Annotated in this window: 44 protein-coding genes; 42 read left to right on the top strand and 2 right to left on the bottom strand. The window is 70.8% G+C overall.

Annotation, left to right across the window (positions count from 1 at the left end):
• Nucleotides 1-54 precede the first annotated feature (54 nt).
• Together ACTEI_RS23870 and ACTEI_RS23865 are read right to left on the bottom strand one after the other, a co-directional pair.
• Entirely contained in the window at nucleotides 55-1,509 is a 1,455-nt protein-coding gene (locus tag ACTEI_RS23870; protein WP_122979697.1) for a recombinase family protein, read from the bottom strand.
• The gene (locus ACTEI_RS23865; RefSeq protein WP_145830915.1) at nucleotides 1,491-2,081 is read right to left on the bottom strand and encodes a hypothetical protein; all 591 of its coding nucleotides are present in this window, start codon (nucleotides 2,079-2,081) and stop codon (nucleotides 1,491-1,493) included. Before ACTEI_RS23865 ends, ACTEI_RS23870 begins: the two co-directional genes overlap by 19 nt.
• 89 nt (nucleotides 2,082-2,170) lie before the next feature.
• Between ACTEI_RS23865 and ACTEI_RS23860 the strand changes: the two genes are divergently transcribed.
• From ACTEI_RS23860 to ACTEI_RS23660, 42 genes are all read left to right on the top strand, one after another.
• A complete protein-coding gene (locus tag ACTEI_RS23860) occupies nucleotides 2,171-2,476 on the top strand; it encodes a hypothetical protein (protein WP_145830914.1) in 306 nt (101 codons plus the stop codon).
• Nucleotides 2,473-2,649, top strand: coding sequence for a hypothetical protein (locus ACTEI_RS37310; RefSeq protein WP_164466064.1), 177 nt, complete (start codon nucleotides 2,473-2,475; stop codon nucleotides 2,647-2,649). The genes ACTEI_RS23860 and ACTEI_RS37310 overlap by 4 nt, the downstream gene beginning before the upstream one ends.
• Nucleotides 2,646-3,416, top strand: coding sequence for a phage antirepressor KilAC domain-containing protein (locus ACTEI_RS23855; protein ID WP_122979694.1), 771 nt, complete (start codon nucleotides 2,646-2,648; stop codon nucleotides 3,414-3,416). Before ACTEI_RS37310 ends, ACTEI_RS23855 begins: the two co-directional genes overlap by 4 nt.
• Before the next feature lie 2 nt (nucleotides 3,417-3,418).
• On the top strand, nucleotides 3,419-3,589 hold the full coding sequence (locus ACTEI_RS37305; RefSeq protein WP_164466063.1) for a hypothetical protein: 171 nt from the start codon (nucleotides 3,419-3,421) through the stop codon (nucleotides 3,587-3,589).
• A 149-nt stretch (nucleotides 3,590-3,738) separates the two neighbouring features.
• Nucleotides 3,739-4,602 carry a hypothetical protein gene (locus ACTEI_RS23850; protein ID WP_122979693.1) on the top strand — a complete coding sequence of 288 codons (864 nt, stop codon included), beginning with the start codon at nucleotides 3,739-3,741 and terminating at the stop codon, nucleotides 4,600-4,602.
• Nucleotides 4,602-4,847, top strand: a complete 246-nt coding sequence (locus tag ACTEI_RS23845; protein ID WP_122979692.1) for a hypothetical protein — start codon at nucleotides 4,602-4,604, stop codon at nucleotides 4,845-4,847. Before ACTEI_RS23850 ends, ACTEI_RS23845 begins: the two co-directional genes overlap by 1 nt.
• An 86-nt stretch (nucleotides 4,848-4,933) precedes the next feature.
• A complete protein-coding gene (locus ACTEI_RS23840) occupies nucleotides 4,934-5,323 on the top strand; it encodes a hypothetical protein (RefSeq protein WP_122979691.1) in 390 nt (129 codons plus the stop codon).
• The gene (locus ACTEI_RS23835; RefSeq protein ID WP_122979690.1) at nucleotides 5,320-5,511 is read left to right on the top strand and encodes a hypothetical protein; all 192 of its coding nucleotides are present in this window, start codon (nucleotides 5,320-5,322) and stop codon (nucleotides 5,509-5,511) included. The genes ACTEI_RS23840 and ACTEI_RS23835 overlap by 4 nt, the downstream gene beginning before the upstream one ends.
• Entirely contained in the window at nucleotides 5,508-5,735 is a 228-nt protein-coding gene (locus ACTEI_RS23830; RefSeq protein ID WP_122979689.1) for a hypothetical protein, read from the top strand. The genes ACTEI_RS23835 and ACTEI_RS23830 overlap by 4 nt, the downstream gene beginning before the upstream one ends.
• Nucleotides 5,732-5,962 (top strand): hypothetical protein, encoded by a 231-nt coding sequence (locus ACTEI_RS23825; RefSeq protein ID WP_122979688.1) that lies wholly within the window; start codon nucleotides 5,732-5,734, stop codon nucleotides 5,960-5,962. Before ACTEI_RS23830 ends, ACTEI_RS23825 begins: the two co-directional genes overlap by 4 nt.
• Nucleotides 5,962-6,243: a hypothetical protein gene (locus ACTEI_RS23820; protein ID WP_122979687.1), complete on the top strand. Its 282-nt coding sequence runs from the start codon at nucleotides 5,962-5,964 to the stop codon at nucleotides 6,241-6,243. Before ACTEI_RS23825 ends, ACTEI_RS23820 begins: the two co-directional genes overlap by 1 nt.
• Nucleotides 6,240-6,446: a hypothetical protein gene (locus ACTEI_RS23815; RefSeq protein WP_122979686.1), complete on the top strand. Its 207-nt coding sequence runs from the start codon at nucleotides 6,240-6,242 to the stop codon at nucleotides 6,444-6,446. Before ACTEI_RS23820 ends, ACTEI_RS23815 begins: the two co-directional genes overlap by 4 nt.
• 274 nt (nucleotides 6,447-6,720) lie before the next feature.
• Complete coding sequence (locus ACTEI_RS23805; RefSeq protein ID WP_122979684.1) at nucleotides 6,721-7,563, top strand: hypothetical protein; 843 nt, start codon at nucleotides 6,721-6,723, stop codon at nucleotides 7,561-7,563.
• Complete coding sequence (locus ACTEI_RS23800; protein ID WP_122979683.1) at nucleotides 7,563-8,297, top strand: ERF family protein; 735 nt, start codon at nucleotides 7,563-7,565, stop codon at nucleotides 8,295-8,297. Before ACTEI_RS23805 ends, ACTEI_RS23800 begins: the two co-directional genes overlap by 1 nt.
• Nucleotides 8,294-8,602, top strand: a complete 309-nt coding sequence (locus tag ACTEI_RS23795; protein ID WP_122979682.1) for an ArsR/SmtB family transcription factor — start codon at nucleotides 8,294-8,296, stop codon at nucleotides 8,600-8,602. The genes ACTEI_RS23800 and ACTEI_RS23795 overlap by 4 nt, the downstream gene beginning before the upstream one ends.
• Complete coding sequence (locus tag ACTEI_RS39420; RefSeq protein ID WP_122979681.1) at nucleotides 8,599-9,186, top strand: HNH endonuclease signature motif containing protein; 588 nt, start codon at nucleotides 8,599-8,601, stop codon at nucleotides 9,184-9,186. The genes ACTEI_RS23795 and ACTEI_RS39420 overlap by 4 nt, the downstream gene beginning before the upstream one ends.
• The gene (locus ACTEI_RS23785; protein ID WP_187645909.1) at nucleotides 9,183-9,602 is read left to right on the top strand and encodes a hypothetical protein; all 420 of its coding nucleotides are present in this window, start codon (nucleotides 9,183-9,185) and stop codon (nucleotides 9,600-9,602) included. The genes ACTEI_RS39420 and ACTEI_RS23785 overlap by 4 nt, the downstream gene beginning before the upstream one ends.
• Nucleotides 9,599-9,835, top strand: coding sequence for a helix-turn-helix domain-containing protein (locus ACTEI_RS23780; protein ID WP_122979680.1), 237 nt, complete (start codon nucleotides 9,599-9,601; stop codon nucleotides 9,833-9,835). The genes ACTEI_RS23785 and ACTEI_RS23780 overlap by 4 nt, the downstream gene beginning before the upstream one ends.
• A complete protein-coding gene (locus ACTEI_RS23775) occupies nucleotides 9,832-10,155 on the top strand; it encodes a hypothetical protein (RefSeq protein ID WP_122979679.1) in 324 nt (107 codons plus the stop codon). Before ACTEI_RS23780 ends, ACTEI_RS23775 begins: the two co-directional genes overlap by 4 nt.
• A 66-nt stretch (nucleotides 10,156-10,221) precedes the next feature.
• Nucleotides 10,222-10,641: a nucleoside triphosphate pyrophosphohydrolase family protein gene (locus ACTEI_RS23770; RefSeq protein ID WP_203723729.1), complete on the top strand. Its 420-nt coding sequence runs from the start codon at nucleotides 10,222-10,224 to the stop codon at nucleotides 10,639-10,641.
• Nucleotides 10,641-10,859, top strand: coding sequence for a hypothetical protein (locus tag ACTEI_RS23765; protein WP_122979678.1), 219 nt, complete (start codon nucleotides 10,641-10,643; stop codon nucleotides 10,857-10,859). The genes ACTEI_RS23770 and ACTEI_RS23765 overlap by 1 nt, the downstream gene beginning before the upstream one ends.
• On the top strand, nucleotides 10,852-11,028 hold the full coding sequence (locus tag ACTEI_RS37300) for a hypothetical protein (RefSeq protein ID WP_164465792.1): 177 nt from the start codon (nucleotides 10,852-10,854) through the stop codon (nucleotides 11,026-11,028). The genes ACTEI_RS23765 and ACTEI_RS37300 overlap by 8 nt, the downstream gene beginning before the upstream one ends.
• Nucleotides 11,025-11,249, top strand: a complete 225-nt coding sequence (locus tag ACTEI_RS23755) for a hypothetical protein (RefSeq protein WP_122979676.1) — start codon at nucleotides 11,025-11,027, stop codon at nucleotides 11,247-11,249. Before ACTEI_RS37300 ends, ACTEI_RS23755 begins: the two co-directional genes overlap by 4 nt.
• A 5-nt stretch (nucleotides 11,250-11,254) precedes the next feature.
• The gene (locus ACTEI_RS23750) at nucleotides 11,255-11,485 is read left to right on the top strand and encodes a hypothetical protein (protein WP_145830913.1); all 231 of its coding nucleotides are present in this window, start codon (nucleotides 11,255-11,257) and stop codon (nucleotides 11,483-11,485) included.
• Nucleotides 11,486-11,737: 252 nt separating this feature from the next.
• Nucleotides 11,738-11,932, top strand: coding sequence for a hypothetical protein (locus tag ACTEI_RS23745; RefSeq protein WP_122979674.1), 195 nt, complete (start codon nucleotides 11,738-11,740; stop codon nucleotides 11,930-11,932).
• A gap of 15 nt (nucleotides 11,933-11,947) precedes the next feature.
• On the top strand, nucleotides 11,948-12,823 hold the full coding sequence (locus ACTEI_RS23740; RefSeq protein ID WP_145830912.1) for a hypothetical protein: 876 nt from the start codon (nucleotides 11,948-11,950) through the stop codon (nucleotides 12,821-12,823).
• A 3-nt stretch (nucleotides 12,824-12,826) separates the two neighbouring features.
• On the top strand, nucleotides 12,827-13,540 hold the full coding sequence (locus tag ACTEI_RS23735) for a P-loop NTPase family protein (protein ID WP_122979672.1): 714 nt from the start codon (nucleotides 12,827-12,829) through the stop codon (nucleotides 13,538-13,540).
• A gap of 2 nt (nucleotides 13,541-13,542) precedes the next feature.
• Entirely contained in the window at nucleotides 13,543-13,980 is a 438-nt protein-coding gene (locus tag ACTEI_RS23730; RefSeq protein WP_122982363.1) for a hypothetical protein, read from the top strand.
• Nucleotides 13,977-14,231: a helix-turn-helix domain-containing protein gene (locus ACTEI_RS23725; RefSeq protein WP_122979671.1), complete on the top strand. Its 255-nt coding sequence runs from the start codon at nucleotides 13,977-13,979 to the stop codon at nucleotides 14,229-14,231. Before ACTEI_RS23730 ends, ACTEI_RS23725 begins: the two co-directional genes overlap by 4 nt.
• Nucleotides 14,228-14,494 (top strand): helix-turn-helix domain-containing protein, encoded by a 267-nt coding sequence (locus ACTEI_RS23720; RefSeq protein ID WP_122979670.1) that lies wholly within the window; start codon nucleotides 14,228-14,230, stop codon nucleotides 14,492-14,494. Before ACTEI_RS23725 ends, ACTEI_RS23720 begins: the two co-directional genes overlap by 4 nt.
• The gene (locus ACTEI_RS23715) at nucleotides 14,491-14,742 is read left to right on the top strand and encodes a hypothetical protein (protein ID WP_122979669.1); all 252 of its coding nucleotides are present in this window, start codon (nucleotides 14,491-14,493) and stop codon (nucleotides 14,740-14,742) included. Before ACTEI_RS23720 ends, ACTEI_RS23715 begins: the two co-directional genes overlap by 4 nt.
• Nucleotides 14,739-14,924, top strand: coding sequence for a hypothetical protein (locus tag ACTEI_RS37860; RefSeq protein ID WP_122979668.1), 186 nt, complete (start codon nucleotides 14,739-14,741; stop codon nucleotides 14,922-14,924). The genes ACTEI_RS23715 and ACTEI_RS37860 overlap by 4 nt, the downstream gene beginning before the upstream one ends.
• Nucleotides 14,921-15,814, top strand: a complete 894-nt coding sequence (locus tag ACTEI_RS23705) for a MerR family transcriptional regulator (RefSeq protein WP_149100672.1) — start codon at nucleotides 14,921-14,923, stop codon at nucleotides 15,812-15,814. The genes ACTEI_RS37860 and ACTEI_RS23705 overlap by 4 nt, the downstream gene beginning before the upstream one ends.
• A gap of 4 nt (nucleotides 15,815-15,818) precedes the next feature.
• Complete coding sequence (locus ACTEI_RS23700) at nucleotides 15,819-16,376, top strand: hypothetical protein (RefSeq protein ID WP_145830910.1); 558 nt, start codon at nucleotides 15,819-15,821, stop codon at nucleotides 16,374-16,376.
• Nucleotides 16,377-17,370: 994 nt separating this feature from the next.
• Nucleotides 17,371-17,574, top strand: coding sequence for a hypothetical protein (locus ACTEI_RS23695; RefSeq protein WP_122979665.1), 204 nt, complete (start codon nucleotides 17,371-17,373; stop codon nucleotides 17,572-17,574).
• A gap of 173 nt (nucleotides 17,575-17,747) precedes the next feature.
• Nucleotides 17,748-18,293 (top strand): hypothetical protein, encoded by a 546-nt coding sequence (locus tag ACTEI_RS23690; protein ID WP_122979664.1) that lies wholly within the window; start codon nucleotides 17,748-17,750, stop codon nucleotides 18,291-18,293.
• On the top strand, nucleotides 18,280-19,953 hold the full coding sequence (locus ACTEI_RS23685) for a hypothetical protein (protein WP_122979663.1): 1,674 nt from the start codon (nucleotides 18,280-18,282) through the stop codon (nucleotides 19,951-19,953). Before ACTEI_RS23690 ends, ACTEI_RS23685 begins: the two co-directional genes overlap by 14 nt.
• A 102-nt stretch (nucleotides 19,954-20,055) precedes the next feature.
• The gene (locus ACTEI_RS23680) at nucleotides 20,056-21,483 is read left to right on the top strand and encodes a phage portal protein (RefSeq protein ID WP_164466061.1); all 1,428 of its coding nucleotides are present in this window, start codon (nucleotides 20,056-20,058) and stop codon (nucleotides 21,481-21,483) included.
• A complete protein-coding gene (locus ACTEI_RS23675; protein WP_122979661.1) occupies nucleotides 21,467-22,534 on the top strand; it encodes a VG15 protein in 1,068 nt (355 codons plus the stop codon). The genes ACTEI_RS23680 and ACTEI_RS23675 overlap by 17 nt, the downstream gene beginning before the upstream one ends.
• 52 nt (nucleotides 22,535-22,586) lie before the next feature.
• A complete protein-coding gene (locus ACTEI_RS37855) occupies nucleotides 22,587-23,219 on the top strand; it encodes a hypothetical protein (RefSeq protein ID WP_187645910.1) in 633 nt (210 codons plus the stop codon).
• Between the two features lie 25 nt (nucleotides 23,220-23,244).
• On the top strand, nucleotides 23,245-23,661 hold the full coding sequence (locus ACTEI_RS23665; RefSeq protein WP_203723728.1) for a head decoration protein: 417 nt from the start codon (nucleotides 23,245-23,247) through the stop codon (nucleotides 23,659-23,661).
• Nucleotides 23,662-23,680: 19 nt separating this feature from the next.
• On the top strand, nucleotides 23,681-24,712 hold the full coding sequence (locus ACTEI_RS23660) for a major capsid protein (protein WP_122979659.1): 1,032 nt from the start codon (nucleotides 23,681-23,683) through the stop codon (nucleotides 24,710-24,712).
• Nucleotides 24,713-24,720: the final 8 nt, after the last annotated feature.

Genomic DNA, 24,720 nt, shown 5'->3' with positions numbered 1-24,720 from the left:
GGCAGGCGACGCACAGCGCGCTGGCACGGGCGTGCCCTTTCGCCAACCTGCAGGTCACAGCCAGTCAACGCGGATGCGATCAACCGCCGGAGTCCGGGCGTAGGGCTTGACGGGGAGCACGGTTACCGCCTTAACCACGTCCTTGAGCGCTCGGTTCCGTTGCAGCTCGTTCATCCGGGGCCAGAGCAGCAGAAGCCGATCCGCCAGCGACACCATCTCTCCGCGCCTGAGCCGAACGGGGGCGATGGTTATCTGGTCCAGGGCGCCCTGCTGTTCCCGCTCGTCGCGCTCCAGGGCAGCCATCGTGGCGTCGTACGTACGGTCATCCATGCGCCCGCGGGACCACCCTTCGGCCGCCCGGACCATTGCTCGGCGCGTTTCGGCGAGCTTCTCGGAAAGGGCCGCCGCGCGGGCAGCGTCGTTATGCGCGCCCGATTGGTCAACCGCGGCGCCCGCGATGTCGCCGCGTAGCTCTGCCGCCTTCGCGCGGACCTTCTCCAGCACGCCGGCCGCCAGCTTGGCCGCATCCGGCGTTCCGAACCCAACGCAGCCTTCCTCTTCCACCTGGCGACGGCAGTACGTGCGAGTCCTCTGGTCCTGCGGCCGATGATTGCCTCGCCCCCCACAGACGCCGCACCACAGCAGCCCGGACAGCGCATACTTCGGTTCCGCCAGCCTCGACGGCATGACCGCGGTCTCGCGAAGCCGCGCCTCCACTCGCGTCCAGGTGGCCGGGTCGACCAGCGGCTCGTGGGCGTCCGGCCGACTCGCCCCGCCAGCGCGCACCTCGCCGCGATAGGCGCGGTTCCGCAGAACCATGCGTGCCGTAGCGCCAGACATTCGCAGTCCGGTCACCGCGCGCAAGTCGCGAGCGACCTGCCTCACCGAGGCGCCCTCTGCGAAGTCAGCAAACGCGCGCGCGACGGCGGGGCCATGCGTCGGGTGCGGAGTAAGCCGGCCGTCCTCGCCGCGCTCGTAGCCCACCGGGATCTTGCCGTGCGGTCGCCCCGCCTTGGTCCGATGGTGAATCGCACTCCGCCATTCGTTGCCGATCTCATCGGACCGCATCTCGGCGATGGCCAGCAGGTTGGTCAGCATCCACCGGCCCGACGGGGTGCTGGTGTCGATGTGCTCCGTGGCCGACAGGATCGTCACACCGCGGTCGGCCAGCCAGGTCAGGAACTGCAGCGATTCCAGCACGTTGCGGCCAAAGCGGCTGATGTTGTAGACCGCCACCGCATCGATCGATCCGGCCTCGGCCAGCTTCCGGATCTTCTCGATCCCCGCACGCGAGAAGGTCCGGCCGGTCTGGTCGATGTCGTCGTCGATCAGTGCGACCTCTTCCATGTTCGCCGTCACGCGACGCATGGCGGCGACCTGGATTTCCGGGCTGTGGAAGTCGTCCCCGGCGCGGCCCATAACCGCGCTGACGCGCACGTACAGCGCGACGCGCTCAGGCCGGTCCGGCGTGGCAGCCGGCCGACGCCGGCTCATGACGCCCGGTTCCACGTGGCGAACCGCTCGTACTCCTCCATCCGGCGCCGGGTGTCATCCTTGATGCGTTCCACCTGCGCCTCGATGAGGTCTTTCCGCTGCTCGTCGTTCCAGGCCGGGTCCGCCTTGATCCGCTGGATGACCGGATCGCTGTCCGGGTCAGGCATGACGGGGGAGCCGCCGAGGTGGAAGCCGATACGCCCTAGGAGCTCGACGCTCTCCTGCCGACTGAGGTTCAGCGCGGTCAGGAGCGCACGCACCGTCTCGACCTTGACGTCGTTCTCCTGGGCGATCCAGCGCTCGATCGTGCGGGTGGTGACCTTGACCCGCCGCGCGAAGGCGCTCTTATTGCCGGTGCCCTTGGGGCCCGGGTCGAAGCGCACGATGAGCTGCTGGACCTCACGAGCCCAGGCTTCACGGTCGATCGGGCCCATTGGCATGGCCAGACTATACGTGACATGCGTGCCGCGACATTGCGGCATACGTGTCAACCTTTGATCCAGCGTGATGGCGGGCATCGGATAGCCCAGACGGGCCGATCTTTCCTTACGTAGACGCCGCTTTCGGACGTCACGTGTCGTCGTCATACAGCGCATCGTATGCGACATCCATGTCGCACTCAACTCCCCTTAAGTGCCAGTTGCACGACATGCATGTCGGGAGTACTGTGCGACATGTGAGTTACGACATGCATGTCGCACCGCCCCCACCTGTGGAGGTGAGGGCGGGCGTCTTCCTCAAGACCGATCATTTCGCGCTCGTGGCCAAGCTGCTCGACCTCACCACCGATGCTGCGCTCAGCCGCGCGATCAAGATGGACCGCATCACCATCAGCCGGGCACGCGACGGCATCATCGGCGAGCGCTTCATCGCCGCGGTGCTGTCGGTGTTCGGCGAGCACGCCGAGAAGCTCGCCAAGTACGGCGTCGGCGTCAAGTTCGAGGACCTGTTCGAGATCCGCGACAAGGCGGCCGCGGCATGACGGGGCCGGTTACGCCCCCGCCGCCGCCCGGCCCCGGCCGCGACGAGCCCTACGACCCGAACACGCCGGAGGGCCGCGAGGTGGCCGCCCGGCTGACTCGCACCCTCGCGGCGATCGAGATGGAGCTGGCCGCTGCAGAGGCGCAGGAGACCAGCCTCCGGAGCGCGGCATGAACGACCTCGCCATCTTCAACTACGCCGACGTCGAGGTCCGGACCGTCCTGGTGGACGGCGAGCCCTGGTTCGTCGCCGCCGACGTCTGCGCGATCCTCAACTTCCGGATGGCGTCCGATGCCCTCCGCAACCTCGACGAGGACGAGAAGGGGTACGCGCTTGTGCGTACCCCCGGCGGTGAGCAGCGGATGTCCACCGTCAGCGAGTCCGGCCTGTACGCGCTGATCTTCCGGAGCCGGAACGACAGTGCGAAGAAGTTTCGCAGGTGGGTCACTGACGAGGTTCTGCCGGCCATCCGCAAGACCGGCCGGTACGAAACCGCCCCGGCGATCCCGCAGACGTACGCCGAGGCGCTCCAGCTCGCCGCCGACCAGGCCCGCCAGATCGAGCTGCAGTCCGCGCAGCTCGCCGAGGCGGCGCCGAAGGCGGAGGCGTGGGACCACCTGGCGTCGGCCGACGGCGACTACGCGGTCGCTGACGCGGCGAAGATCCTGTCCCGCGACCCGCTCATCAAGATCGGCCGGGACCGGCTGTTCACGCTGATGCACCGCGAGGGCTGGGTCTACCGACGGCAGGCCGACCGCCGGTGGGCGGTCTACCAGAGGGCCGTGAACGCCGGCTGGCTGACGGAGCTGGCGTCGAGCCACTACCACCCGCGAACCGGTGAGCTGGTCCTGGACCCGCCGCAGGTTCGGGTGCGCCCGAAGGGCCTGGCCGAGCTGCGGAAGCGGCTGACCGGCACGCAGCAGCAGATCGAGGCGGCGTAGCGATGTACGCCCAGCGCTGCTCTGACGACTGGCCGCACGGCCCGCACGAGGTTCCCGGCTGCGACGGCTGCGGCAGGACCACCTTCGTGTGCGCCGGCCGCCTGCTGCCCGCCGACATCGAGCGCCTGCTCGACGCCGCGTTCGCCCCGGCCGACTCGGTGTGGCTGCGGTGAGCACCGAGGGGTGGCCGCCGAGCCTGCCCGGCTCCCCGCCCGGCCCGCCTCCGCAGCCGGACCCGAAGCCCCAGACGTAAGAAGCGCGCCACCCGTAGCCCCGGGCGGCGCGCAGCACCGGACACCCAAGCGATCAGAAAGGCAGTCCGATGACCCACAACGTACCCGAGCCGCACCGCGCCTCGCAGATCAGCGCGCTGCACGACTTCGCGCACTGGCTCGCGGCCAACCCGGATGTGCCGCTGCCGATCGACATCTTCGGCCAGAAGCAGATGGCGCATCCGAACTTCGCTGACGGCATCTCGCCCGCCGAGGGCCTGACCCGGGTGCGGGACTTCGCCGCCCGTCACGGGGTCGAGGTCGACGAGTCGAAACCCGACCGCACGTCGGCGGAGGTCAGGTTCGGCATCGTCCGGTACAGCCTGCTCACCTGGCACGAGGACGGCCGCCCGGGCGTCCCGGACGAGCGTGACGCCGAGATCGAACGCCTGCGCGCCGAGGTGGCCGAGCTGCGCGCCGGCCGCTCGTCCCGGTGCGGCGGGGACTGCACGCTGCCGGCGGGCCATTCGGGTGAGCACGCCTTCCGCGACGACCTCGGCCTGACCTACACCCGGGCCGACAGCGAGCCCGACGACCCGACGCCGGTAAGCCCGGGCCGGGGCGGCGCCCCTGCGGTCGGTGCGGTGACCGACGGCGGGCTGGTCGACGAGACGCCGGACGAGCCGGACGAGCCGGAGTGCAGCTGCGCCAGCACGGAGGCGAGCTTCTTCAACTGCGAGGTGCATGGCGAGCCCGCAGCAACCTTCCCTGCCGAGGCGCCGGCCAACCCGGCCCGCGTCCCGCTGCACGTCGCCGACGCGGTGAGCGACATCGCCACCAACGGTACCCGGGAGCGGGAGCCCGAGCTGGTCGACGTGACGCCGACGCCGTTCGATCAGGACGCCGAGGATGCGGCCGCTTTCGACCGGGGATTCATGGCTGAGCACCGACGGGCGATGGGCCAGGCCCGCTGATGGCCTCCCCGCTGCCCTGCCGCATCGCCGAGTGGGCTGAGCAGATCGCCCAGCTCGGCCTCCCGGTCGCCGAGGTCACCGAGTGCCCCGGCGACGCCACCCACCTCGCCAGCGTCCAGTACCGGCGTCCCGGCGTGGTCGTCACGGTCGCCGCGCACGTCTGCGTGTGGCACGCCGAGACGATCCGCCAGGGCACGCCCGGCCTGCTCACCCTGCCGCACACGCCGCTGACCGTGGCGCGCTGACACACCAGCTCCCGGGCCGCGTGTACCGGGGGGTCCGCGGCCCGGGCCCCATCTCCCCACCGACTTCTGACCTGCAGGAGATAGCAGTGACCGTCACGATTCAGCCCGACGACACCGGCGAGCACCGCCGTCCCGTCGGCGAGGACACCCGGATCATCCCGGCCTTCGACCCGCACGCCGATCTGGCCCGCCGCCCGGACGCCGAGCCGACGAACCAGTGGATGCGCCGCTCGTTCGCCCTGGCCGACATCACCACGGGCGAGCTGCCGCTGATCAGCATCCCGGCCGACCCGGAGTCCGCCGACCCGGAGCCTGTCAGCGAGGAGCCTGCCGCGCCGGCCGGGTACGCGGGCCGCCACCGCGTGCGGGACGCCGCCCCGCCGCCGCCCGAGGCCGCGCCGGAGCCGGTGCGCCGCGGCCTGCTGCTGCGGGCGCTGGCCCGGGTCGGCATCAACCTGGCGGGAGGTGCCCGATGAGCGTCTACACCGAGGTCGAACTGCGCTGTGACGGAGCGGGTGGGCCGTACGAGTGTGAGCCCGCGATCTACGCCAACACGGTCGCCCAGGCGAGGGAGGCCGCCAAGAAGGCGGGCTGGCTGGTCGGCCGCCCCGGCGGCAAGGACTACTGCGTGCGGCCGGAGCACCGTCCGGGCGGTGCCCGATGAGCCGCCGACCGCGCATCGTCATCGACTGCCCGCCCAACGAGGACGTCCCGGTCGGCTTCGACGTCAAGGTCCAGGCCGACGACGTGACCAGCGAATCCGAGCTGGTCGTGCTGCTGCTCCTGGTCGTCGAGAAGCTGACGGGCGTCAGCACCGACAGCTACGTGCGGCTGGTGGACGAGTGCCGCCGGGTCGCTGCGCGCGAGCACGAGGGCGGTGCCCGATGACCGCGCGCCGACCGCTGCACCCGCTGACCGTGCCCGAGGCGGAAACCCTGACCCGCCAGCTCGACCACGACAAGGTGCCTGTGACGGTGCGCGTCGAGGGCGCGTACCCCGGCACCGTGGTCCTGTGGCCCGCGCTGGCGCTGACCACCCGGCAGCAGGCGCACACGCTGTGCCTGGTGTGCCGCAGGACCGACGCGACGGTGCGCTGGGCCGGGGCGGTGGCGTGATGGCTTCCCACTTCCGAACCATTACCGCGGTCGTCCAAATCGACGATGACTCCGACTTGCGGGGTCCCGGCTACGCCGTCGAGACCGCCCGAAGGGGCTTGGAGTCATCCGGCTTCACCGTGCTCCGAATCCGCAACGAGCACAACTACTCCGGTGAACAACTGCCGGAAGACGAGCACAACGCGCCGATCATCGGTGACGCCTCCTATGCCGCCACCGACGGCGAGATGGCCAGGGCCGCCCTCGACGCGGCCCTGGCGAAGCGGGGCGGTGCCCGATGATCCGGGGGCTTCTCTACGCCATCGTCTGCGACATCTGCGACAGCGAGTTCGGCCGCCGTGGCGAGAACTGGTTCTCGCTCAAACAAGCGGCCGAGCAGCAGGGGTGGCGGTTCCACCGGCGCAAGGACGATCGGGTCGCCTCTCGCGGCGGCAAAGACTACTGCCCGTCATGCGTCCCGGCCTCCTGGGGCGGTGCCCGATGAAGCCGTTCAGCGGATGGCGCGCCGTGGGCCGGGCGATGAGGTGGGCGAGGCAGCAGGAGGGCGTGACGGTTGCGGTCGGCCCCGCTACTGAGACCGCGCTCGCTGGGGTCACCGAGAGCCGGTGGCACCGCGCCGACGCCGCATCGATCACCACGCGAATCCGGCAGGGCTCCGTCCGGTGCTTCGCCCCGGCCGGCTCCTTCGAGGCCTGCACCCGCTCGTTCGAGGGCGTCTACACGATCTATGCCCGCTACGTCGGAGACGAGAGAACCGCATGAAGATCCAGCGCAAGAACACCGCCCGAGGTCACTACTACGTCGACCTCGACACCGGCGAGCGCGTCAAGGGCGTCACCACCATCAACGGCGGCGGCCTGCCCAAGCCCGCCCTGCTCAACTGGGCCGGAGACGCCACCGCCGAGTACGCCGTCGACAACTGGGACGAGCTGGCCAAGCTGCCCTACTCCGAGCGGCTTAAGAAGATCAAGGGCGGCCGGTACGAGAAGCGCGACGCCGCCGCCAACAAGGGCAGCGCGGTGCACAAGATGGCCGAGCGGCTCGTCGCCGGCGAGAAGGTCACCGTCCCCGACGAACTGGCAGGCTACGTCGAGTCCTGCGTCAAGTTCCTCGACGACTTCCAGGTGCGCCAGGTCTACGTCGAGGCCGTCGTCTACTCCGAGGCCAACCGGCACGTCGGCACCTGCGACCTGATCGCCGACGTGCTGCTGCCGGACATGCCGGAGTACGCGCACATCAGCCGCGACGAGGAGGGGTTCAGCAGGGCGCTGTTGGACTGGAAGACCTCCCGGTCCGGCATCTTCGGCGACGTCGCCCTCCAGCTCGCCCCGTACCGGCATTCGGAGTTCCTGATCGATCCGCGGACCGGTGACGTGGTGGAGATGCCCGCCGTCGACTTCGCCGCGGGCGTGCACCTGACGCCGACCGGCTACCACTTCATCCCGCTGGAGACCGGCGAGGACGTGTACCGGGACTTCCTGTACGTCGCGGAGGTCGCCCGGATCGTCGACGGCCTGCGGGACCTGGTCGGCGACCCGATCGTCCCGCCGACCGCCTCGCAGTACGCGCTGACCAAGGTCGCCGAGGAGGTGCCGTTCTGATGATCGAGCCGAAGAACATCGACGAGGCGATGCTGGCGTTCCAGGCTGACCCGCCGGTGCTGATCAAGGATAAGGCGGCGCACCAGTCGAAGTACGCCGATCTGGTCCAGGCGAACGCGGTGATCCTGCCGAAGCTCAACGCGCTCGGTGTGGTCTGGAGGACCTGGACCGGGTTCCTCGACGACGGCAAGTTCGCGCTGAAGTACAAGCTGCTGCACGTCGCGTCCGGCACTTTCCAGGACGGCGTGTGGCCGCTGAAGCTGTCCGATAACCCGCAGCAGACGGGCAGCCAGGCTACCTATGCCCGCCGGTACGCGTTGACCATCGCGACCGGCGTGGCCGCTGAGGGCGATGACGACGACGGCGCGGCCGCGGCCGGTCAGCGGTACGCCCAGCGGGCCAACCAGCGGCAGCAGCGCGCTGCGGCGGCGCCGGCCGCCGAGGGCCCGGCCGTGCAGCGCACCCAGCGCCCGCAGGCGTCCCGGCCGCCGCTGCCCGGCGAGTCTCCGGACGGCAAGGTCGACCAGAAGCAGATGCGGCACATGCACGCACTGTGGAACGAGCTGGGGTACGGCGGCGAGGAGAACCGGGAGACCCGGCTCAGCCTGACCGCCCGGGTCCTGGGGCTGGCTGAGCTCAATTCCAGCTCCGACCTCACCCGCGAGCAGGCCGACCAGGTGATCGCCGCGCTGATCGAGCGCCGCGACCGGCAGCGGGCGGAGGCCGGCCAGTGACCTCCCCGTTCGCCGCCAACTTCACCCCGGACGACGCCGCTGTCCTCGCCGGCCAACTCTGGGTGCTCGCCGACCCGGCCCGGCTCCGGATCATCCACCTGCTCGCCGTGCGCGGCGCGATGGCCAACCGGGACCTGGAGGGGCCGATCGGCCTCACGCAGCCGACGATCTCGCACCACGTCCGGATCCTGCGCGAGGCCGGCCTGATCGTCAGCACGCAGGACGGCCACTGCATCCTCCGCGAGCTGGACCGGGCGGCGCTGAGGAAGCTGGCCCTGGCGATCGACCCGGCGGTGCGGCGATGAGCGCCTCGAAGGCCAAGGGCACCCGAGTCTGCGCCTGCGGGTGCGGCGGTCGGCCGGCCCTGCGGACAGCGGAGTACATCGGCGGGCATCGGCCGCCGCGCCCTCTCAGCGAGCGCCTATGGGCTCGCGTTGAGCGGAAGCCCTCCGGCTGCTGGGAGTGGCAGGGATACATCCACACCTCTGGCTACGGACAGACGGGGCGCGGACGTAAGGGCGAGGGGCTGATCTTCACCCACCGCGCTGCCTGGGAGGTTACGTACGGGTCCATCCCTGACGGCCTTTTCGTCTGCCACACCTGCGACAACCGTCGGTGCTGCAATCCGGCGCATCTCTTCCTGGGAACGCCGGCTGACAACGCGGCGGACATGGCCGCGAAGGGCAGGGGCCGCGGCGCCGAGGGCGCTCGGAACGCCAACGAGAAGTTGACCTGGGAGCAGGTTAAGCAGGTTCGCGACCGCCACGTTCCGGGAGTTCACCCGGCGCGCCGAACCGGCGGATCGACCACTGAGTTGGCGCGGGGGTTCGGCTGCAGTCGCCAGCACATTCGGAACATCGCCCGCGGGGACTGGAGGAAGGCGGCATGAGCGCCAGCAGGAAAAAGGGTACGGCCTGGGAGAGTTCGATCACCGCCTACCTGTCCGGCGCCGGGTTCCCGGGCGTCGAGCGGCGGGCGCTGACCGGCTCGCAGGACAAGGGCGACGTCGCCGGCCTGCCGCTGGTGATCGAGGCGAAGAACTGCAAGACGACCACGCTGGCCGCCTGGGTGGACGAGGCGTCCGCCGAGGCGAAGCACGCCGGGGTCGCGGTCGGCGTGGTGTGGCACCACCGGCGCGGGAAGTCCTCGCCTGGCGACGGGTTCGTGACCATGTCCGGCGAGGACTTCGTGACCCTGCTGGTTGGCGCGGTGCCGCTGCTGGCCGCCCTGGCGAAGAGCGACGAGCCGGCCGCGCTGGTCGCCGCGCTCGACAAGGTGCGCGGGCAGCTCGGAGGTGGGGCGTGAGCGGCAACCTGCCCACACCGTATGCCGAGCTGGCGGACATCATCGCGAGCCTCCCGCTGTTGCTGCGGGAAGCCCGGCGCACCCGGCGGCTTTCGCTGCGCGCGGCCGCGAAGGAACTCGGCATGTCGTTCTCGACCGTGTCGCGGATTGAGGCGGGCGACGACTGCGCGCTGTCCAATGCGATTGCAGTGCTGCGCTGGCTTGACCGGATGCCGATCGGAGGTGCGTCGTGATCGAGCCGACCGGCGAGATGGTCCAGGGGAGCCGTCGCGCGTGGGCGGAAAGCATGGCGCTCAACAACTACGGCGTCCCGGTCAGCCACTTCTTCGACATGACGGGGATCATCGCGTCCCACCGCGCGGCCGTGGAGGCCGTGCTCGCCATCGTCGAGCGCGACCTACGCGCTCAGATCGCCTACCGAATCCGCGCCGAGCTCGTGTGCTGCGACGTGTACGACCGCGACCACGACACCGAGCGGGCAGGCAAGACGCACTCGATCTGCTTCTGGGGCGAGGCTGCCGCGCGGATCGCCCTGGACACCAACACCCCGTAGATCCCCTCGCGGGCCGCCGTGATCCCTGCTCCGGCGGCCCGCGAGGCACAGACATAGGAGCACCCCATGAGCTACCTGAACCCCCACACCCACCGCCTCGACTACAGCAAGTCCATCGCCGACATGACCACCGAGGTCCGCGCCGTCAACGTCGAGAAGGGCTGGCGCGACGAGACCAAGACGTTCGGCGACTACATCGCCCTGCTGCACAGCGAACTCTCCGAGGCGCTGGAGGCGTACCGGGACCATCGGCTTACCGATGCCACCTGCCAGGCCACCCCGGCTCATGCCGCAGCCCGCCCGCCGAAGCCGGAGGGCGTGGGAAGCGAGTTCGCCGACGTGCTGATCCGGCTCCTCGACGCCTGCGACGTCTACGGCATCGACCTGGCCGCGGAGTACGAGCGGAAGCTGGCCTACAACCGCACCAGGCCCTACCAGCACGGCGGCCGCACGGTCTCCGACGGAGCACCCGGGGCGGGCGCCTGATGTTTGCCTCCATCAACCGCGGCCAGCGCGACATCCGCGCCGACCACCAGCCCGCCCCGGCCACCCCGCTCACCATCCGCCTGCGCCACATCGACGTGGAGCTGGCCAAGCTCTCCCGCAAGCCGCGCACCGTGGCCGCGCTCGCCGCGATCGACTTCTACCCGGACCGGCGGCTCGACCTGCGTCCCGGCGGACAGGGCGGTGCGCGCCGTGGATAACCTGCCGCTGGTCCTGCTGGCCGTCGCCGTCGCGACGCTGATCGCCGCCGTGATCCTGCGCGCCTTCGACCGGAAGCCGCGCCGCCACACCTGCGCCCTGTGCGAGCAGGACGGCCTGCCACTCACCCTCGGACTCTGCGCCGACTGCCGGACGGGGGTACGGCCGTGAACGAGTTCCCGAACGACTCGCGCGGCGACGTCCAGGTGTGGGGCCTCACCCACGCCCAGGCCGCCCGCTACCACGCCCGCCTCGGCACCTTCTGGGCGCGCCGGGCGCGGCGCCAGGCCGACAGCGCGATGCGGGCGACGAAGATCGCGGCCGTTCTGCTCGTGCCGCTGACGGCCCTGCTGCTGCTGCTGCTCGTCGCCGCAGCCGTCGGAGGGTGGTGAGCGCCGTGGCTGAGCTGTTCTACGGCAAATACGGCACCCGGATCGCCGTCCCGGACGAGGGCGACGAGAGCATCCAGAACTTCGCCTACAGCGGCACCCGGGCCATGCTCGCGGGCTCCATCTGGGAACTTCTTCCCGGTCCCGTGGAGCGGGTTCCGGGGGGCACCTACGACGGCGATGAAGTCGTCGTGTACCTGTGGCCCGTCGCCCGCGAGGTCGGTGAGCGCCGTGGCTGAGCGCCTACCCGTCTGTGACGGCTGCGGCCATTACGCCGCGGCGCATGCGGACAGCGGCTGTGCCGACCAGTTGGAGATGGCCCACAGCTCCCGGCCGTGTCCCTGTCGGCGTGCGGCCGGCGCCGACCCGTGCGCCACCTGCGGGCAGCCCGACTGCCCCGGCGACTGCGCGCGGTGCTGCGGCGAACGGTTCTGCATCGGGGTGTGCGGCGGGCGGGGCGTCAAGCCCGTACGGACGATCGGGGGCGTGCTGTGAGCCCCACCAAGCGGCCCGAGCTGCACGTCTTCGTCGACGCCCCGGACCTGGGCGACCCGCGCAGGGGTGTGCAGGTGTGCGCCCGATGCCAGCGGATCGGCAAGGCCGGCGACGCCAACCACACGATGCCGGACCCGGCCCCCGACGCGCGGGGGCGGGCCGCCGGCGAGACGAGGAGAGGCGATGCCTGACCACTCTCACGGGGGATGTCGCGCAGCAACCTGTCGCTGGTCCACTCGAAGCCGCGCCGCCGGCGACAACTGAACAGGAAAAAGCACATGACGTGGTTCAAGGTCGACGACCGCATCCACTCGCACAAGAAGGCCGTTCGCGCCGGGGTCCCCGCGATGGGGCTCTGGGTGCTTGCCGGCGCCTGGTGTGCCGACCAGCTCAGCGACGGGTTCATCCCGGACTACATGGCCGCCCGGATCGACCGCGACTACGAGGAGAACGCGGCCCGGCTGGTCGAGGCCGGGCTGTGGTTCGAGGCGGTCAAGGACGGCGACAAGGGATGGGCGTTCCACCAGTGGGCCGAGCACCAGCCGTCCGCCGAATCGGTCCTCGACAAGCGGGCCGAAGCCAAGGAGCGGATGGCGCGAATTCGGGCGCAGCGTAAGGCCGAACGTTCGGAAACTGTTCGCGCGAACACATCGCGAACCGAGTCGGAACGTTCGAGCGAAGTTCGCTCTACCCCGACCCGACCCGACCCGACCCGGCCCGACCCGACCGTTCTTCCTACGGAAGAACACCCTCAGAAGACTTCGTCTTCTTCGGACGCCCCGCCGCGCAAAGCCCCGACCCGGGGCACACGCATCCCCGGCGACTTCGCATTGACGGCGGAGATGGTCGCGTGGGGCCGCGAGAACGCGCCGAAGGTCAACGGCCGGTACGAGACGCAAAAGTTCATCGACTACTGGGGCTCCAAGTCCGGCAGGGACGCCACGAAGACCGACTGGGTCAAGGCGTGGCGCAACTGGATGCGCAAGGCGCAGGAAGACCTCGACCGATCCCGAAGAGGCCCCACCACCGGCGCCAACCGGCACACCGCCCAACGCCACGACAACCCGTTTGCGGAGGACTGACCCATGACCCAGCACATTGCCGACGTCGACCTCCGCGGGCTCAGCGCCAAGGCCAAGGAGTTCCTGGGGATCGACGACAGCCCGGAGGCCGAACGCGTCCGCCAGATGATCGCCGACGCCGACCGGGCCGAACTCGAAGCCATGCGGGCGCGCCAGGCCGCCAACCGCAACCGGGCCTACGCCAGGCAGCGACCAACCCGGTACGCCCAGGCCGGCTACGACACCCTGACGGAGGACCAGACACACAACGGCAAGATCGCCCGCTGGTGGGACTCCGGCCCCCGCTCCCTCGTGCTCGCCGGCGCCGCCCGCACCGGCAAGACCACCGCCGCGTACGCCATCACCAACGACGTCCACGCCCGCGGCGCCTGGACCGTCGTGCGCACCGCCGCCGACCTGTCCGCCGCGCTCAAGCCCGACAGCGGCGAGCCGCTCGCCTACCAGCACGCCGTCGAATGCGACCTGCTGCTCATCGACGACCTCGGCCGCGAACGCGTCACCGACTGGTGGCTGGAGCAGCTCCAGCGCATCGTCGACGCCCGCTGCTCCAACAACCGTCGGCTCATCGCCACCACCAACCACGGCGTGAACGCCACCGGCACCTACGACGACCTGGCCGAGCGGTACGGCTACCCGGTCGTCGAGCGGCTCATCGACGACGGCACGGTGCTTTTTTTCGACGGCCCCGCCATGCGCAACGTGGTCAGGGAGTGGTGACGATGGCCGACCGGCCCAGCCCCGACGAGCTCGCCAGCATCGCCATCCAGCTCGTGAGCCGCGTCCGAGACGAGAAAAGCGAGGCCAACGGCGCCTGGCTCCGCGAGGTACTGCCCGATCCGGAGGACCGCTTCCGGCTGTGCTTCGTGCTCGCCGCGGCCATCCCGGACGACCGGCCCTGGCTCACCCTGACCGCCTGGACGGTGCCGCGGGAACACCCCGTCGACGTGGACCGGGAGGCGCTCGACGAAGGGCCAGCACTGCGACCCGCTACCGCTTCGGCGCCGTGGGGGCGCGGTCCCATGCCGGTCGAACCCTGCGGAACGCCGGCAGCGGCCAGGCGACACCGGCGCAAGAACGAAGACCTGTGCGACCCCTGCATCCAAGCCGAACGAGACCAGGCCCGCCCCAGCAACCGAGCCGAACGGAACGCAGCATGACCAGCCCCGCCCCGAAGCCGCGCGCCTACCGTCTGCGCGACCATGACCACGCGCTACGCACGCTCAATGCGATCCGGCGCGACCGGAAAGTCACCTACGCCGACATCGCCCGGAAGCTCGGAGTGAGCCGCCAGGAGGTCGCCAAGTGGCTACAGGGCCAACGCGGGGTGACCGCGCACCGGGTTCCTGAGATCGCGCACGCGCTCGGCTACGACCTGGCGCTGGTGCCACGGGCCGGGGAGGACGCGTGAAGCTCGACGACCTGCGCTCGTACATGGTCGAACGGCGCAAGCGCCTCGGCCTAACGCAAGCAGCCGTGGCTCTGCGAATGGGTGCAGACCAGGCCGCCGTGTCGAAGCTGGAGAGCGGCGCGACCAAGGAAATCACCGTCGATCACATTGCCCGCTGGGCCTCTGCACTCGGCCTCGTTGCCTCGGTGCAGTTCCGGGAGCGGGTGGTTGTCCCCGTGGCATTCGAGCTCGATGCCGCCCCGGAAACGCAGGAGGACGCGTGAGCCGCCGTTGCTGGACCTGCAACACCGAGCACGACCTGGACGAGGCGTGCACGACCTCCATGCGCGGTCGAACCGTAACCGCCGCAGGTGGCCGCCTCGCCGACGACCTGACCGAACGGCCCGGGCCCGTCATCACGGCACGCTTCCCCGGTAGCGACGCCTGCTGCGGCGAGGGCATCGAAGCAGGCGACCGCATTCGCGCCGACGGCCACGGCGGCTGGATTCACGAAGGGTGCGATGACGAATGAGCGCGTTGGACTGGGAGGCGCTTCCCCGCATGCTCTGGGAGCTGTGCGACGGGCCATGCATGCGCCGTGGGCAGGACATCTACGCGCTCGACGTGCCGGGCCGACCACGGCAGTGGTACTGCCGAAGCTGCTACCTGGAGCTGTGGATCGCTGCGGGACGGCCCGAGCAGGTGAGCGCGTGAGCGCCCCAACCTGCGCCTGCGGCTGCGACCGGCCCGTGCCGGACGGGTACGCGGCGCCGGAGTGCATGGACCGCGCCCGGCGCCAGCTCGCCGAGATCGCCGACCTCGTGCCCGCGGCCCGCGACGTCGCCCACCGGCAGGCCCGGCGCGGCGGCGGAGGCGGGGCGAGCGGGAAGCCGGGGAGCTCGCTGCCGATCGACCTTGGGGCGACCGCGCGGCTCGACGCGGTGCAGAACGCGCTGAGCGGGTGGGTGCGGGTGATCGCAGAGGAGCGCGGAATCTGCCCTGAGATCCACGGAGGCGGCCGAACAGGGTCGGCTGGCATGGAGGGTATGGGTTCGGGCGGCCGAGACGATCTCAGGGCCTCTGCGCGGTGGCTCGTCGGGATGTGCGAGTGGATGCGGCACCGGGCCGAAGTGGACACGTTCCTGACCGACGTGGACGCCAGCGCGAGGGCGCTCCGGGGAGTCGTCAACGGCCCCCGCGAACGGAAGTACCTCGGCCCGTGCGGAGCCGACCAGGTAGCCGCGTTCGCCGAAGGACTCGCCGACACGGAACGGTGCGAGGGCGACGTCTACGGCTGGCCCGGCGCCGAGAAAGGCACCTGCCGGACCTGCGGCGCGAACGTGCTCCAGGCCGAACGGCGGGCATGGCTCGACGACGAAGTGCGGCAGTACGCGTACACCGCCTCCGAGATCGCCGCCGCCTACCCGATCAGGCGCAACACCATCAACCAGTGGGCCAGCAGAGGCAGGCTCGCGGCCCACGACCACAACGAGCAGGGACGGGCCAGGTACAACCTCGGCGACGTGCTGGAGCTGGCGGCCGGGGAAGCGGCGCGGCGGGAAGAGCGGCGGGCGGCCCGAGAGCGTGCCGAGATGGGAGCATGAGGGGATGGGTACCGCGATCGGAACTGCCACCATGATCACCATCAACGACGGTGAGCCGATGCCCGGCTCGTTCGCGGTGGAGGTCGCGGTCATCGATTACCAGTCGGACACCGCCAGCAAGCCGGACATGGCCTGGACCGCGGTCGATGACGCGGGCCACTTCCACGCCTATGCCACCGACGGCGAACTGCCCACGCTTGCAGCGCGCACCCGGCACGTCGACTGCGATGGAGTGCATGCCGGTCCGGTGCTCGATGACGTGTGCGACGGCTACGACGTCGTTGACTGGCACTGCCGCATCTGCGGCCAGGAGGTCCAGCCGGAACGTGTTCCCGACCGCGGCCCGAAGCAGATGCCCGGCCGCAAGCACTGGCACGCCGAGGTCGTCACGAGTCGGGAGATCACCGAGGATGCGGTCAGCGTGCGAATCCAGCAGGGCGGCAAACTGCGGTTCGGGGTAGCCCGGCCGGTCCTCGTGTCGATGGAGAGCGACGGGCCGAATGGGGTGCGGGTGGCAACGCGCCTACACGGCGACGGGCCGCTGGGTGAGCGATCATCTTGACGGCGGCTAGATCGTCTGTCACCATCGCGTGCAGCGGCAGAAGTGTCGCAACAGCTTCGAGGAGGCCCTCGCCACGGCGGGGGCCTTCGTCGCATCCAGACTCCGACGCTGCGTCGGTCGAGGGGGGACGCCGGGGCGCGGGATCGGGAAGCCGCGCCCCGGCACACCAATGCGCGCAGCCGGATGCGGAGAACGCCAGCCCCCAGGTGCATCCGCATGGCGCGAGCGGCTCCCCCTGCTCGTTGATGTCGCACTTCGGCGGCCGATGATGCTCACCGCAGGGTCGGCACCACACGTAGCCGGCGTCGGCGAACCAGCAGTCATCGGGTGCGCAGTCGCAGTCCACGACCTCAGCGTAGGTCTGCCCCGGCACGCCACGGAGGACGTTCTCAACGCGGCGCGATTACGCCCCTGATCCGCGACCACCACGAGGGTTGCTTCGGCCGCACAGCGGGCGGCGGCGGCTCAACGCAGGGAATCGGTCCGTGGAACTCGTTCGGCAGGCATTCGTCCTCGTACCGCTTGCACCTCGGGCAGTAGCCGTACATCGCGCCTGAGGTGTTCTCCTCGTAGACGAAGCTGTGCTGCGGCTGCATGCGCCCAGTGTGCCAAAGAAGCAGGCTGGGGCAACGGCAATCACTGAGGGGACGCCATGCAGCGAGCGATGCGCGTCTGCCCAGAGGCTGGCTGCCCCGAGCTGACACCAGGCGGGCCATGCGCCGAGCACCGCAGGCAGCGGGAACAGCGGCGCGGGACACGGCAGCAGCGCGGGTACGACGCGGCACACGACGGACTGCGCAGGCAGTGGGCGCCGATGGTCGAGCGCGGCGAGGTCGACTGCCACGAGGTGGTGTGCCTTATGCCCGACCGCCGCATCCTGCCCGGCCAGGACTGGCACCTGTGCCACGACCGCAAGACCGGCAAGCACCGAGGGCCAGGTCACGCCCGCTGCAACACCAGCGAGGGCGGACGAGCAGCACACGGAGGCTGAGCCATGACGCCCGAGCGTGCCCGCCAGGTGATCGCGCTCTACGCGCCCACTGCCCAGGCAGACCCTGAGGCGTGGCACAGCGTCATCGATGACCTCCGCAAGGAAGCCCTGAAAGCCATCGAGGCGGGTCACGAGCATCCAGCCGAACTGGCCGCGGCAGTGCTTGAAGCCGACGCCATCCCCGTCGCCTGGACGGCTTGCGCGTAGACCACGCTCAGTGACGAAGGAGTGGGGGGTGACCCCCAGGGGGCCGGGGCCGGAGGACCGCCGGGGAGGTCAGCCGGGGGCGCGCAGGGTTCAAGCTTCCAGAACGACCCAAGATCCGTCACGCAAGGTGACGGACACCGACGCCGCGCAAGGCGGCCGAGGGAGAGATCGACATGCCATCAGGTGGTGCCCGGAACCGGTCCGGGCCGCAGAAGGACCCGACCTCGCTGAAGTCGGCGCGGATCGGCCACTCGCTGACCTCGCTGCCGGCCGAGGGCTACGAGGGCGACGTGCCGGAGTTTCCGCTGCCGCGGGTGCCGGTCTACGACATCTGGTTCGAGAACAAGGAGCGGCACAAGGTCCTTGACCTGGAGGCCACCGAGGCGCGTCGTGAGCGCGAGCTGGAGCTGTGGGCATGGGCATGGAGTACGCCACAGGGGGCCGCGTGGGCGAAGGAGCCCTGGCGCTGGCATTCGATAGCCATGTGGGTCCGGACCTCAGTGATCTGCGAGTCGGCCGAGGCGACCGCGGCCGACAAGAACAGCCTGCACCGCTTCGCCGACCAGATTGGCCTGACCCCGGCCGGGCTCAAGGAGAACGGCTGGAAGATCGCCCCGAACCAGGTCGCTGAGAAGCGCGCCGAGCGGTCCGCCGCCGCGGCGCCGGCCGCGCCGACCGCCCGTGACCGCTGGCTCAAGGCCGTCGGTGGAGACGCCTGAGTTCGTCGTCGCCTGGCCCACCCTGTTCATCACCGTCGACTGGGTCCGGCAGCACTGCGTCGTCCCGGACGGATTCCGGCGCGGCGCCCCGTTCGAGATGTACCCGTGGCAGGAGTGGTGCACCCTCAACCACTACCGGGTCCGCGAGGACGCCGAGTGGGTCCCCGAGCAGCCGCTGCTGAGCACTGCGTTCCACAACCGCCGCAGCCTGATCATCGCCCCGCAGAAGACCGGCAAGGGGCCCTGGTCGGCTACCGGTGTGGCGATCGAGGCGGTCGGACCGGCGCTGTTCGCCGGCTGGGCGGGCAAGGGCGACGGGTGGGCGTGCTCGGATCACGGGTGCGGGTGCGGGTGGGAGTACGAGTACGCACCGGGCGAGCCGATGGCGATGCGCTGGCCGACGCCGCTGATCCAGATCACGGCGACGTCCAGTGAGCAGACGGACAACATCTACCGCCCACTCAAGGCGATGATCAAGATGGGGCCGCTGTCCGATCAGATGAAGGTGGGCGAGGAGTTCACCCGGATCCTCGGCACCGAGGACGACGACCCGGACTTGAGTCAGGTGCAGATCGTCACGTCCAGCGCACAGTCCCGGCTCGGCAACCCGATCTCGTACGCCGCGCAGGACGAGACCGGCATCTGGACCAAGCAGAACAAGATGATCAACGTCGGCGACACCCAGAACCGCGGCCTGGCCGGCATGCAGGGTCGGTCGCAGGAGACGACGAACGCGCCGGACCCGACGCAGCGCTCGCAGGCCTGGACGACATGGAAGTCCGACGCGCCGGGCATCTTCAAGTTCTGGCGGCAGCCGCCGAAGCATCTGAGCTACGCGAACAAGGCCGAACGGCGGAAGATCCACGCGTTCGTCTACGCGGGGTCGAAGCACACCAACCTCGACGCGATCGAGGGCTTCGCGTACGAGCTGATCGAAAAGGGTGAGTTGACCCAGGCCGAGCGGTTCTACGGCAACCGCGGCAAGGCCGGATCGGGGACCTGGCTCGACGAGATTCAGGCGTGGAAGGACCGCGCCGCTCCGCGCGACGTGCCCGACGGCACCGCGATTGTGCTCGGCTTCGACGGCTCCGACCTCGACGACTGGACCGGCTTCCGCGCTGAGACCCAGGACGGATACCAGTTCACGCCGACCTACGACGGCGGCACACCGACGGTCTGGAACCCGGCGGCCTGGGGCGGCAAGGTCCCACGTCTGGAGGTCGCTCGGGCGCTGGAGCAGCTGATGCGCCGCTACCAGGTCGTCCGCCTGTACGGGGACCCGCCCGGATGGGCCACCGAACTTGACACCTGGGCGGCCGAGTACGGCGAGAAGGTCGTCATCCGCTGGTACACCCAGCGCGTTGTGCAGATGCATGCCGCCGCCGAGCGCCTCAAGACCGACATCTCCAAGTCGGACAGCACCTTCACCCACGACGGTTGCGAGTTCACCGAGCAGCACGTCGAGGCCACGCACAAGGAAGAACGGCCGGGCGGCGCCAAGGAGAACCCGCGCTACGTGCTCACCAAGGGCGACGACGGTCGCAAGATCGACCTCTGCGTGGTTTCCGTCCTCACGCACGAGGCCGCCGGCGACGTCACCGCGGCGGACCTGTGGAAGTCCGCTCAGCCCATCGACAGCACCGTGCTGGTGTTCCGGTAGCCGAGAGGTGCGGGCTCGGGCCGGGCGTGTACCCCGGCGCTGTCCGGACACTGCATCAGCACTTCCGAGCCCGCTGGGCAACCATACGCTGAGGGAGGCGCCGTGGCTCTCTCCGAGGATCAGAAGGAGCTGCTCGGGCGCCTGTACGTCAAGGTGCGCCGCGCCGAGCGCCGCAACCGGGTGCTGGGGGCGTACTACGACGGCGAGCAGCGCGTCGAGCAGCTCGGTCTGGCCATCCCGCCGGAGCTGCGCCGGTTCTTGACGATCGTGGCATGGCCGGGCACCTACGTGGACGCCATCGCCGAGCGGGTCACCCTGGAAGGTTTCGAGCTGCCGGACGCCACCGAGGCTGACGAGGATCTGTGGCGGATCTGGCAGGAGAACAACCTCGACCGCGAGTCGAAGCTGGCGCACCTCGAGGCGCTGAAGTTCGGCCGCGCGTTCGTTGTGGTCGGCGCCGGCGATGCGGACACCCCGGACGCACCGTCGGCTGAGGGCGGCGACGATGACCGGCCTCGTGACGCCGCGACGCCGTTGATCACGGTGGAGTCGTCGAACGAGATGGCCGTCGAGCTGTCTCCGCGGACTCGGCAGCCGATCGCGGCGGCGAAGTTCTACACCGACGACGGCGTGGCGTACGCGACGCTGTACCTGCCGGACGTGACCATCTGGCTGGAGCGCAGCAACGCCGCCTGGACCGAGGTGGACCGCGACGAGCATGAGCTGGGCGTGGTGCCGGTAGTGCCGCTGACGCACCGGGAACGCCTGTCCCAGCGTGACGGACGCTCGGCGATGACCCGGATCATCGGCCTGACCGACGCCACCGCCCGCGCGTTGACCAACGCGCAGATCGCCACTGAGGCCCTCGCCGTCCCGCAGCGGTACGTCGTCGGCGCGCAGCCGGACGACTTCAAGGACAAGGATGGCAACGTCCTCACTGCCTGGGAGGCGTACTTCGGTGCAGTGTGGGCGCTGAAGAACAAGGACGCCAAGATCGGCTCGTTGACCGCGGCGGACCTGGCGAACTTCTCCGGCATCGTCAACCACTACGCCGCCCTGGTTAGCGGAGTGACGGGCCTGCCGATGCGCTACTTGGGCCAGGCCACGACGAACCCGCCGAGCGCGGAGGGCATCCTGGCCGACGAGTCGCGGCTGATCAAGCAGGTCGAGGACTTCGAGACGGGCGCCGAGGCGGCATGGGAGCGGGTGCAGCAGATCGCCGCCCGCTTCCGCGACGGCGAGTGGGACCCGCGGCTGCGGCAGATGGAGACGCAGTGGCGCTCGGCGGCCACGCCGACTCGGGCGCAGCAGGCGGATGCCGCGGTGAAGCTGGTCCAGGCCGGGATCCTGCCGGTCGAGGCGGCCTGGGTGGATCTGGGCTACTCCGCCGCGCGCCGTAAGAAGCTTGCTGAGATGCGCGCCGCCGAGCTGGCTCGTGACCCGCTCCGTGAGATCGCCGCCGGCCTGACGCCGCCACAGCCGGCGGCGACCGCCGCCGGCCTGGGCGCCGACGATGCCGACGCCGGCTGAGCTGGCGGTCGAGCACGCCTCGGTCCGGCGCCGGATGGCCGTCGCGGTGGCCGACGAGGCGCGCCGGGCGTGGCGGCAGGTCGACCCGGCCCGGATCGCGGAGTCGTGGATCGCCGCGATGGCCCGCCTGCTGCTGCTGGTCACCGGTGCGCAGCGCGCGGCCGCCGGCCGGTCGGAGCAATACCTGACCGACGTGCTCACTGCGCAGGGCCTCGACCCGGCGCCGGTGGCCGAGCTGGTGCCGGAGGCGCTGAGCGGCGTCGCTTCGGACGGCCGGCCGCTCGACAGCCTGCTCTACCAGCCGGTGATCACCGCGCTGACCGGGCTGCAGCGCGGCGCCACCCTGGACCGGGCGCTGGCCGGCGGCCAGGCGGCACTGGACATGATCGTGCGGACGCAGATCGCCGACGCGGGCCGGGTCGCGGACCAGGTGGCCATGACGGCCCGCCCGGACGCGACCGGGTACGTGCGGATGCTGGTCGGCCGGTCCTGCTCGCGGTGCGCGATCCTGGCCGGCCGCTGGTACGCGGTGAACGCCGGGTTCCGCCGGCATCCGCGTTGCGATTGCGTCCACATCCCGGGCCGCGAGGACACCACCCGCGACGCCCGGACCGACCCGGATCTGTTCTTCCGGTCGCTGTCGAGGGCGGAGCAGGACCGGGTGTTCACGAAGGCCGGCGCGGAGGCGATCCGGCTCGGCGCCGATATCGGCCAGGTCGTCAACTCCCGCCGCGGCGCGATCGGCCTCACGCCTGCCGGTGCGCGGATCACCGCCCAGGAGGCACGCGCGCTGCGCAATGGCCTGGAACGCGGTCGGCTTCAGCCTGTGGACGTGTTCGGCCGGCAGTTGGTCGTCACCACCGAGGGCACGACGGTCCGCGGCGAAGCCGGCCGCCTGCTCGGCGCCCGCGAGAACGGCGTGCGCGCCGATGGCCGGCGGTACCGCTCGGCTCGGATACCGCGGCTCATGCCCGAGAGCATCCTGCAGATCGCCGGCCGCGACCGCGACGAGGCCGTGCGCCTGCTGAAGCGTTTCGGCTACCTGCGATGACTTCCCGCGCGCGCAAGGCGCCCGGGCCGACCCCGCAACGGAGTCACCACCCATGAAGATCCACGTCCCGGCTTTCGGGCCGGACCTGCCTGTCCACCCGTTCACCGGCTTGACCGCGCTGGGCCTGCGCCGCAACGGCGCCCCGATCTGGCCCATCAAGGGCGGCTCCGGCGAGGGCGAGGACGGCGACACCGACAGTGCCGGCCACGACGACCAGCCGGGCGACCTTGGCGACGCCGGCAAGCAGGCCATCGACCGGATGAAGGCCGAGCGCAACGCCGCACGGAACGAGGCCCGGGAGCTCAAGGCTCGCCTGGCTCAGTTCGAGGCGGCGGAGCAGGCCAAGGCCGACGCCGACAAGTCGGAGGCCGAACGCCGGGCCGCCGCCGAGGAGCGGGCCGCGGCCGCCGAGCTGCGCGCGCTGCGCCTGGAGGTGGCCGCCGAGAAGGGTCTGAGCCCGGCGCAGGCCAAACGCCTCGTCGGTGCGACCCGCGAGGAGCTGGAGGCGGACGCCGACGAGCTGCTGGAGGCGTTCCCGGCCCGCCAGGCGGATCCGGAGAAGCCGAAGCGGCCCAAGGCGGACCCGTCGCAGGGCTCGCGCGGCAGCGACCAGCCGAAGGGCTCCGTGGCGTCCGGCGCCGACCTGTACGCCCAGCGCCACAAGAAATCCACCATCGTGACTTAGGAGCACGCGAATGAATCTCGGCCTCGTGACTGAGACGTTCGGCCAGGACGACCAGTCCTGGCTGGGATCCGAAGAGGGCACCTCGCGCGCCGCGTCGATCACGCTGGACACCAGCATGTTCGTCGCCGGTACGCACTACCCCAACGGCTACTTCCCGTCGGGCATCCTGCTCGGCCGGATCACCGGCACTGGCGCCGGTGGCACCGTCGGGCTGTACGGCCCGTACGACAACGCCGCCACCGATGGTCGCCAGGACTGCGCCGGCATCCTGCTGTGCGCCGTCGACGCCCCGGCGGCCACCACGGCGGACGTGCAGGGCGCGCTGCTGTGGCACGGCCGCGTGCTGGTCAGCAAGCTGCCGATCGCGCAGGGCACCGCGGGCGGGCCCGACGCCGGCGGCGCGTACAAGGCCGACCTCCCGCAGATCCGATTCGACGCCTGAGGCCGGGAGGACCTGACTCATGCTGATCAACCAGGAATACATCGACCCGGCCGAGCTGACCGGCTACGTCCGCGCCGCGCTGGCCGACCTCGACCGCAACCGGTTCATCCTCAGCCAGTGGCTGCCGCGCCGCGAGGTCGACGACCTCGTCTACCGGTTCACCCGCGGCGGCGAGGGCCTCACCGACGCGGCGACCGTGCGCGCCTACGACGCCGAAAGCCCGATCGGCTCCCGGCCGGGCGTCACCCGGGTCACCGGTGAACTTCCGCCGATCTCCCGAAAGATCCGGCTCGGCGAGTACGAGCGGCTGCGTCAGCGCCGCGACAACTCCGCGATCCGGACCGCGATCCTCTCCGACGCCGAGCGCATGGCCCGCGCGGTCGCCGCCCGGCTGGAGATGTTCCGCGGCGAGGCCCTCTACCGGGGCCAGCTGCAGATCAACGAGAACGGCGTGGTCGCCACGGTGGACTTCGGTCGCTCCGGCGGCCATTCGGTCGCCCCGGGCACCCTGTGGTCGACGGTCGCGACGGCCACGCCGCTGGCCGACCTGATCACCTGGCGCGACACCTACATCACCACCAACGGCGAGGCGCCGGGCGCGCTGCTCACCTCGTCCACCGTGGTGGGCTACCTGCTGCGCAACGCCGAGATCCGCGCCCTGGCCGGTTCGATGCTCGGCACCCCGTCGGCGGTATCGCGGACCGCGCTGGACAGCGTGCTGCAGTCCTACGGCCTGCCGCCGCTCTACATCTACGACGCGCAGGTGCGGGTGAACGGCTCGGCCACCCGGGTCATTCCGGCCGACCGGATCGTCATGCTGCCCGCGCCGGGCTCGCCGGACGCCGGCGAGGCCACCGACCTGGGCGCGACGCTGCTCGGCACGACCGCCGAGTCGCTGGAGCCGGAGTACGGCCTGTCCGGCGTCGAGCCGGGCGTTGTGGCCGGCGCCTACAGCACCAAGGACCCGGTGGCGGTCTGGACCAAGGCGGCCGCGATCGGCCTGCCGGTCATGGCCAACCCGGACCTCACCCTCGCCGCCGACGTGGCCTGACCGGAAGG

The organism is Actinoplanes teichomyceticus ATCC 31121 (assembly GCF_003711105.1).
In the GTDB taxonomy this organism is placed as follows: domain Bacteria; phylum Actinomycetota; class Actinomycetes; order Mycobacteriales; family Micromonosporaceae; genus Actinoplanes; species Actinoplanes teichomyceticus.
This window is presented reverse-complemented; position numbering and strand designations above follow the sequence as displayed.

Bases quoted from the DNA above. Each gene is read 5' to 3' on its own strand.
- ACTEI_RS23865 (WP_145830915.1), bottom strand. From the start codon at position 2,081: ATGACGACGACACGTGACGTCCGAAAGCGGCGTCTACGTAAGGAAAGA.
- ACTEI_RS37310 (WP_164466064.1), top strand. From the start codon at position 2,473: ATGACGGGGCCGGTTACGCCCCCGCCGCCGCCCGGCCCCGGCCGCGAC.
- ACTEI_RS23855 (WP_122979694.1), top strand. From the start codon at position 2,646: ATGAACGACCTCGCCATCTTCAACTACGCCGACGTCGAGGTCCGGACC.
- ACTEI_RS37305 (WP_164466063.1), top strand. From the start codon at position 3,419: ATGTACGCCCAGCGCTGCTCTGACGACTGGCCGCACGGCCCGCACGAG.
- ACTEI_RS23850 (WP_122979693.1), top strand. From the start codon at position 3,739: ATGACCCACAACGTACCCGAGCCGCACCGCGCCTCGCAGATCAGCGCG.
- ACTEI_RS23845 (WP_122979692.1), top strand. From the start codon at position 4,602: ATGGCCTCCCCGCTGCCCTGCCGCATCGCCGAGTGGGCTGAGCAGATC.
- ACTEI_RS23835 (WP_122979690.1), top strand. From the start codon at position 5,320: ATGAGCGTCTACACCGAGGTCGAACTGCGCTGTGACGGAGCGGGTGGG.
- ACTEI_RS23830 (WP_122979689.1), top strand. From the start codon at position 5,508: ATGAGCCGCCGACCGCGCATCGTCATCGACTGCCCGCCCAACGAGGAC.
- ACTEI_RS23825 (WP_122979688.1), top strand. From the start codon at position 5,732: ATGACCGCGCGCCGACCGCTGCACCCGCTGACCGTGCCCGAGGCGGAA.
- ACTEI_RS23820 (WP_122979687.1), top strand. From the start codon at position 5,962: ATGGCTTCCCACTTCCGAACCATTACCGCGGTCGTCCAAATCGACGAT.
- ACTEI_RS23815 (WP_122979686.1), top strand. From the start codon at position 6,240: ATGATCCGGGGGCTTCTCTACGCCATCGTCTGCGACATCTGCGACAGC.
- ACTEI_RS23805 (WP_122979684.1), top strand. From the start codon at position 6,721: ATGAAGATCCAGCGCAAGAACACCGCCCGAGGTCACTACTACGTCGAC.
- ACTEI_RS23800 (WP_122979683.1), top strand. From the start codon at position 7,563: ATGATCGAGCCGAAGAACATCGACGAGGCGATGCTGGCGTTCCAGGCT.
- ACTEI_RS39420 (WP_122979681.1), top strand. From the start codon at position 8,599: ATGAGCGCCTCGAAGGCCAAGGGCACCCGAGTCTGCGCCTGCGGGTGC.
- ACTEI_RS23785 (WP_187645909.1), top strand. From the start codon at position 9,183: ATGAGCGCCAGCAGGAAAAAGGGTACGGCCTGGGAGAGTTCGATCACC.
- ACTEI_RS23770 (WP_203723729.1), top strand. From the start codon at position 10,222: ATGAGCTACCTGAACCCCCACACCCACCGCCTCGACTACAGCAAGTCC.
- ACTEI_RS23765 (WP_122979678.1), top strand. From the start codon at position 10,641: ATGTTTGCCTCCATCAACCGCGGCCAGCGCGACATCCGCGCCGACCAC.
- ACTEI_RS23740 (WP_145830912.1), top strand. From the start codon at position 11,948: ATGTCGCGCAGCAACCTGTCGCTGGTCCACTCGAAGCCGCGCCGCCGG.
- ACTEI_RS23735 (WP_122979672.1), top strand. From the start codon at position 12,827: ATGACCCAGCACATTGCCGACGTCGACCTCCGCGGGCTCAGCGCCAAG.
- ACTEI_RS23730 (WP_122982363.1), top strand. From the start codon at position 13,543: ATGGCCGACCGGCCCAGCCCCGACGAGCTCGCCAGCATCGCCATCCAG.
- ACTEI_RS23725 (WP_122979671.1), top strand. From the start codon at position 13,977: ATGACCAGCCCCGCCCCGAAGCCGCGCGCCTACCGTCTGCGCGACCAT.
- ACTEI_RS37860 (WP_122979668.1), top strand. From the start codon at position 14,739: ATGAGCGCGTTGGACTGGGAGGCGCTTCCCCGCATGCTCTGGGAGCTG.
- ACTEI_RS23700 (WP_145830910.1), top strand. From the start codon at position 15,819: ATGGGTACCGCGATCGGAACTGCCACCATGATCACCATCAACGACGGT.
- ACTEI_RS23695 (WP_122979665.1), top strand. From the start codon at position 17,371: ATGACGCCCGAGCGTGCCCGCCAGGTGATCGCGCTCTACGCGCCCACT.
- ACTEI_RS23690 (WP_122979664.1), top strand. From the start codon at position 17,748: ATGCCATCAGGTGGTGCCCGGAACCGGTCCGGGCCGCAGAAGGACCCG.
- ACTEI_RS23675 (WP_122979661.1), top strand. From the start codon at position 21,467: ATGCCGACGCCGGCTGAGCTGGCGGTCGAGCACGCCTCGGTCCGGCGC.
- ACTEI_RS37855 (WP_187645910.1), top strand. From the start codon at position 22,587: ATGAAGATCCACGTCCCGGCTTTCGGGCCGGACCTGCCTGTCCACCCG.
- ACTEI_RS23660 (WP_122979659.1), top strand. From the start codon at position 23,681: ATGCTGATCAACCAGGAATACATCGACCCGGCCGAGCTGACCGGCTAC.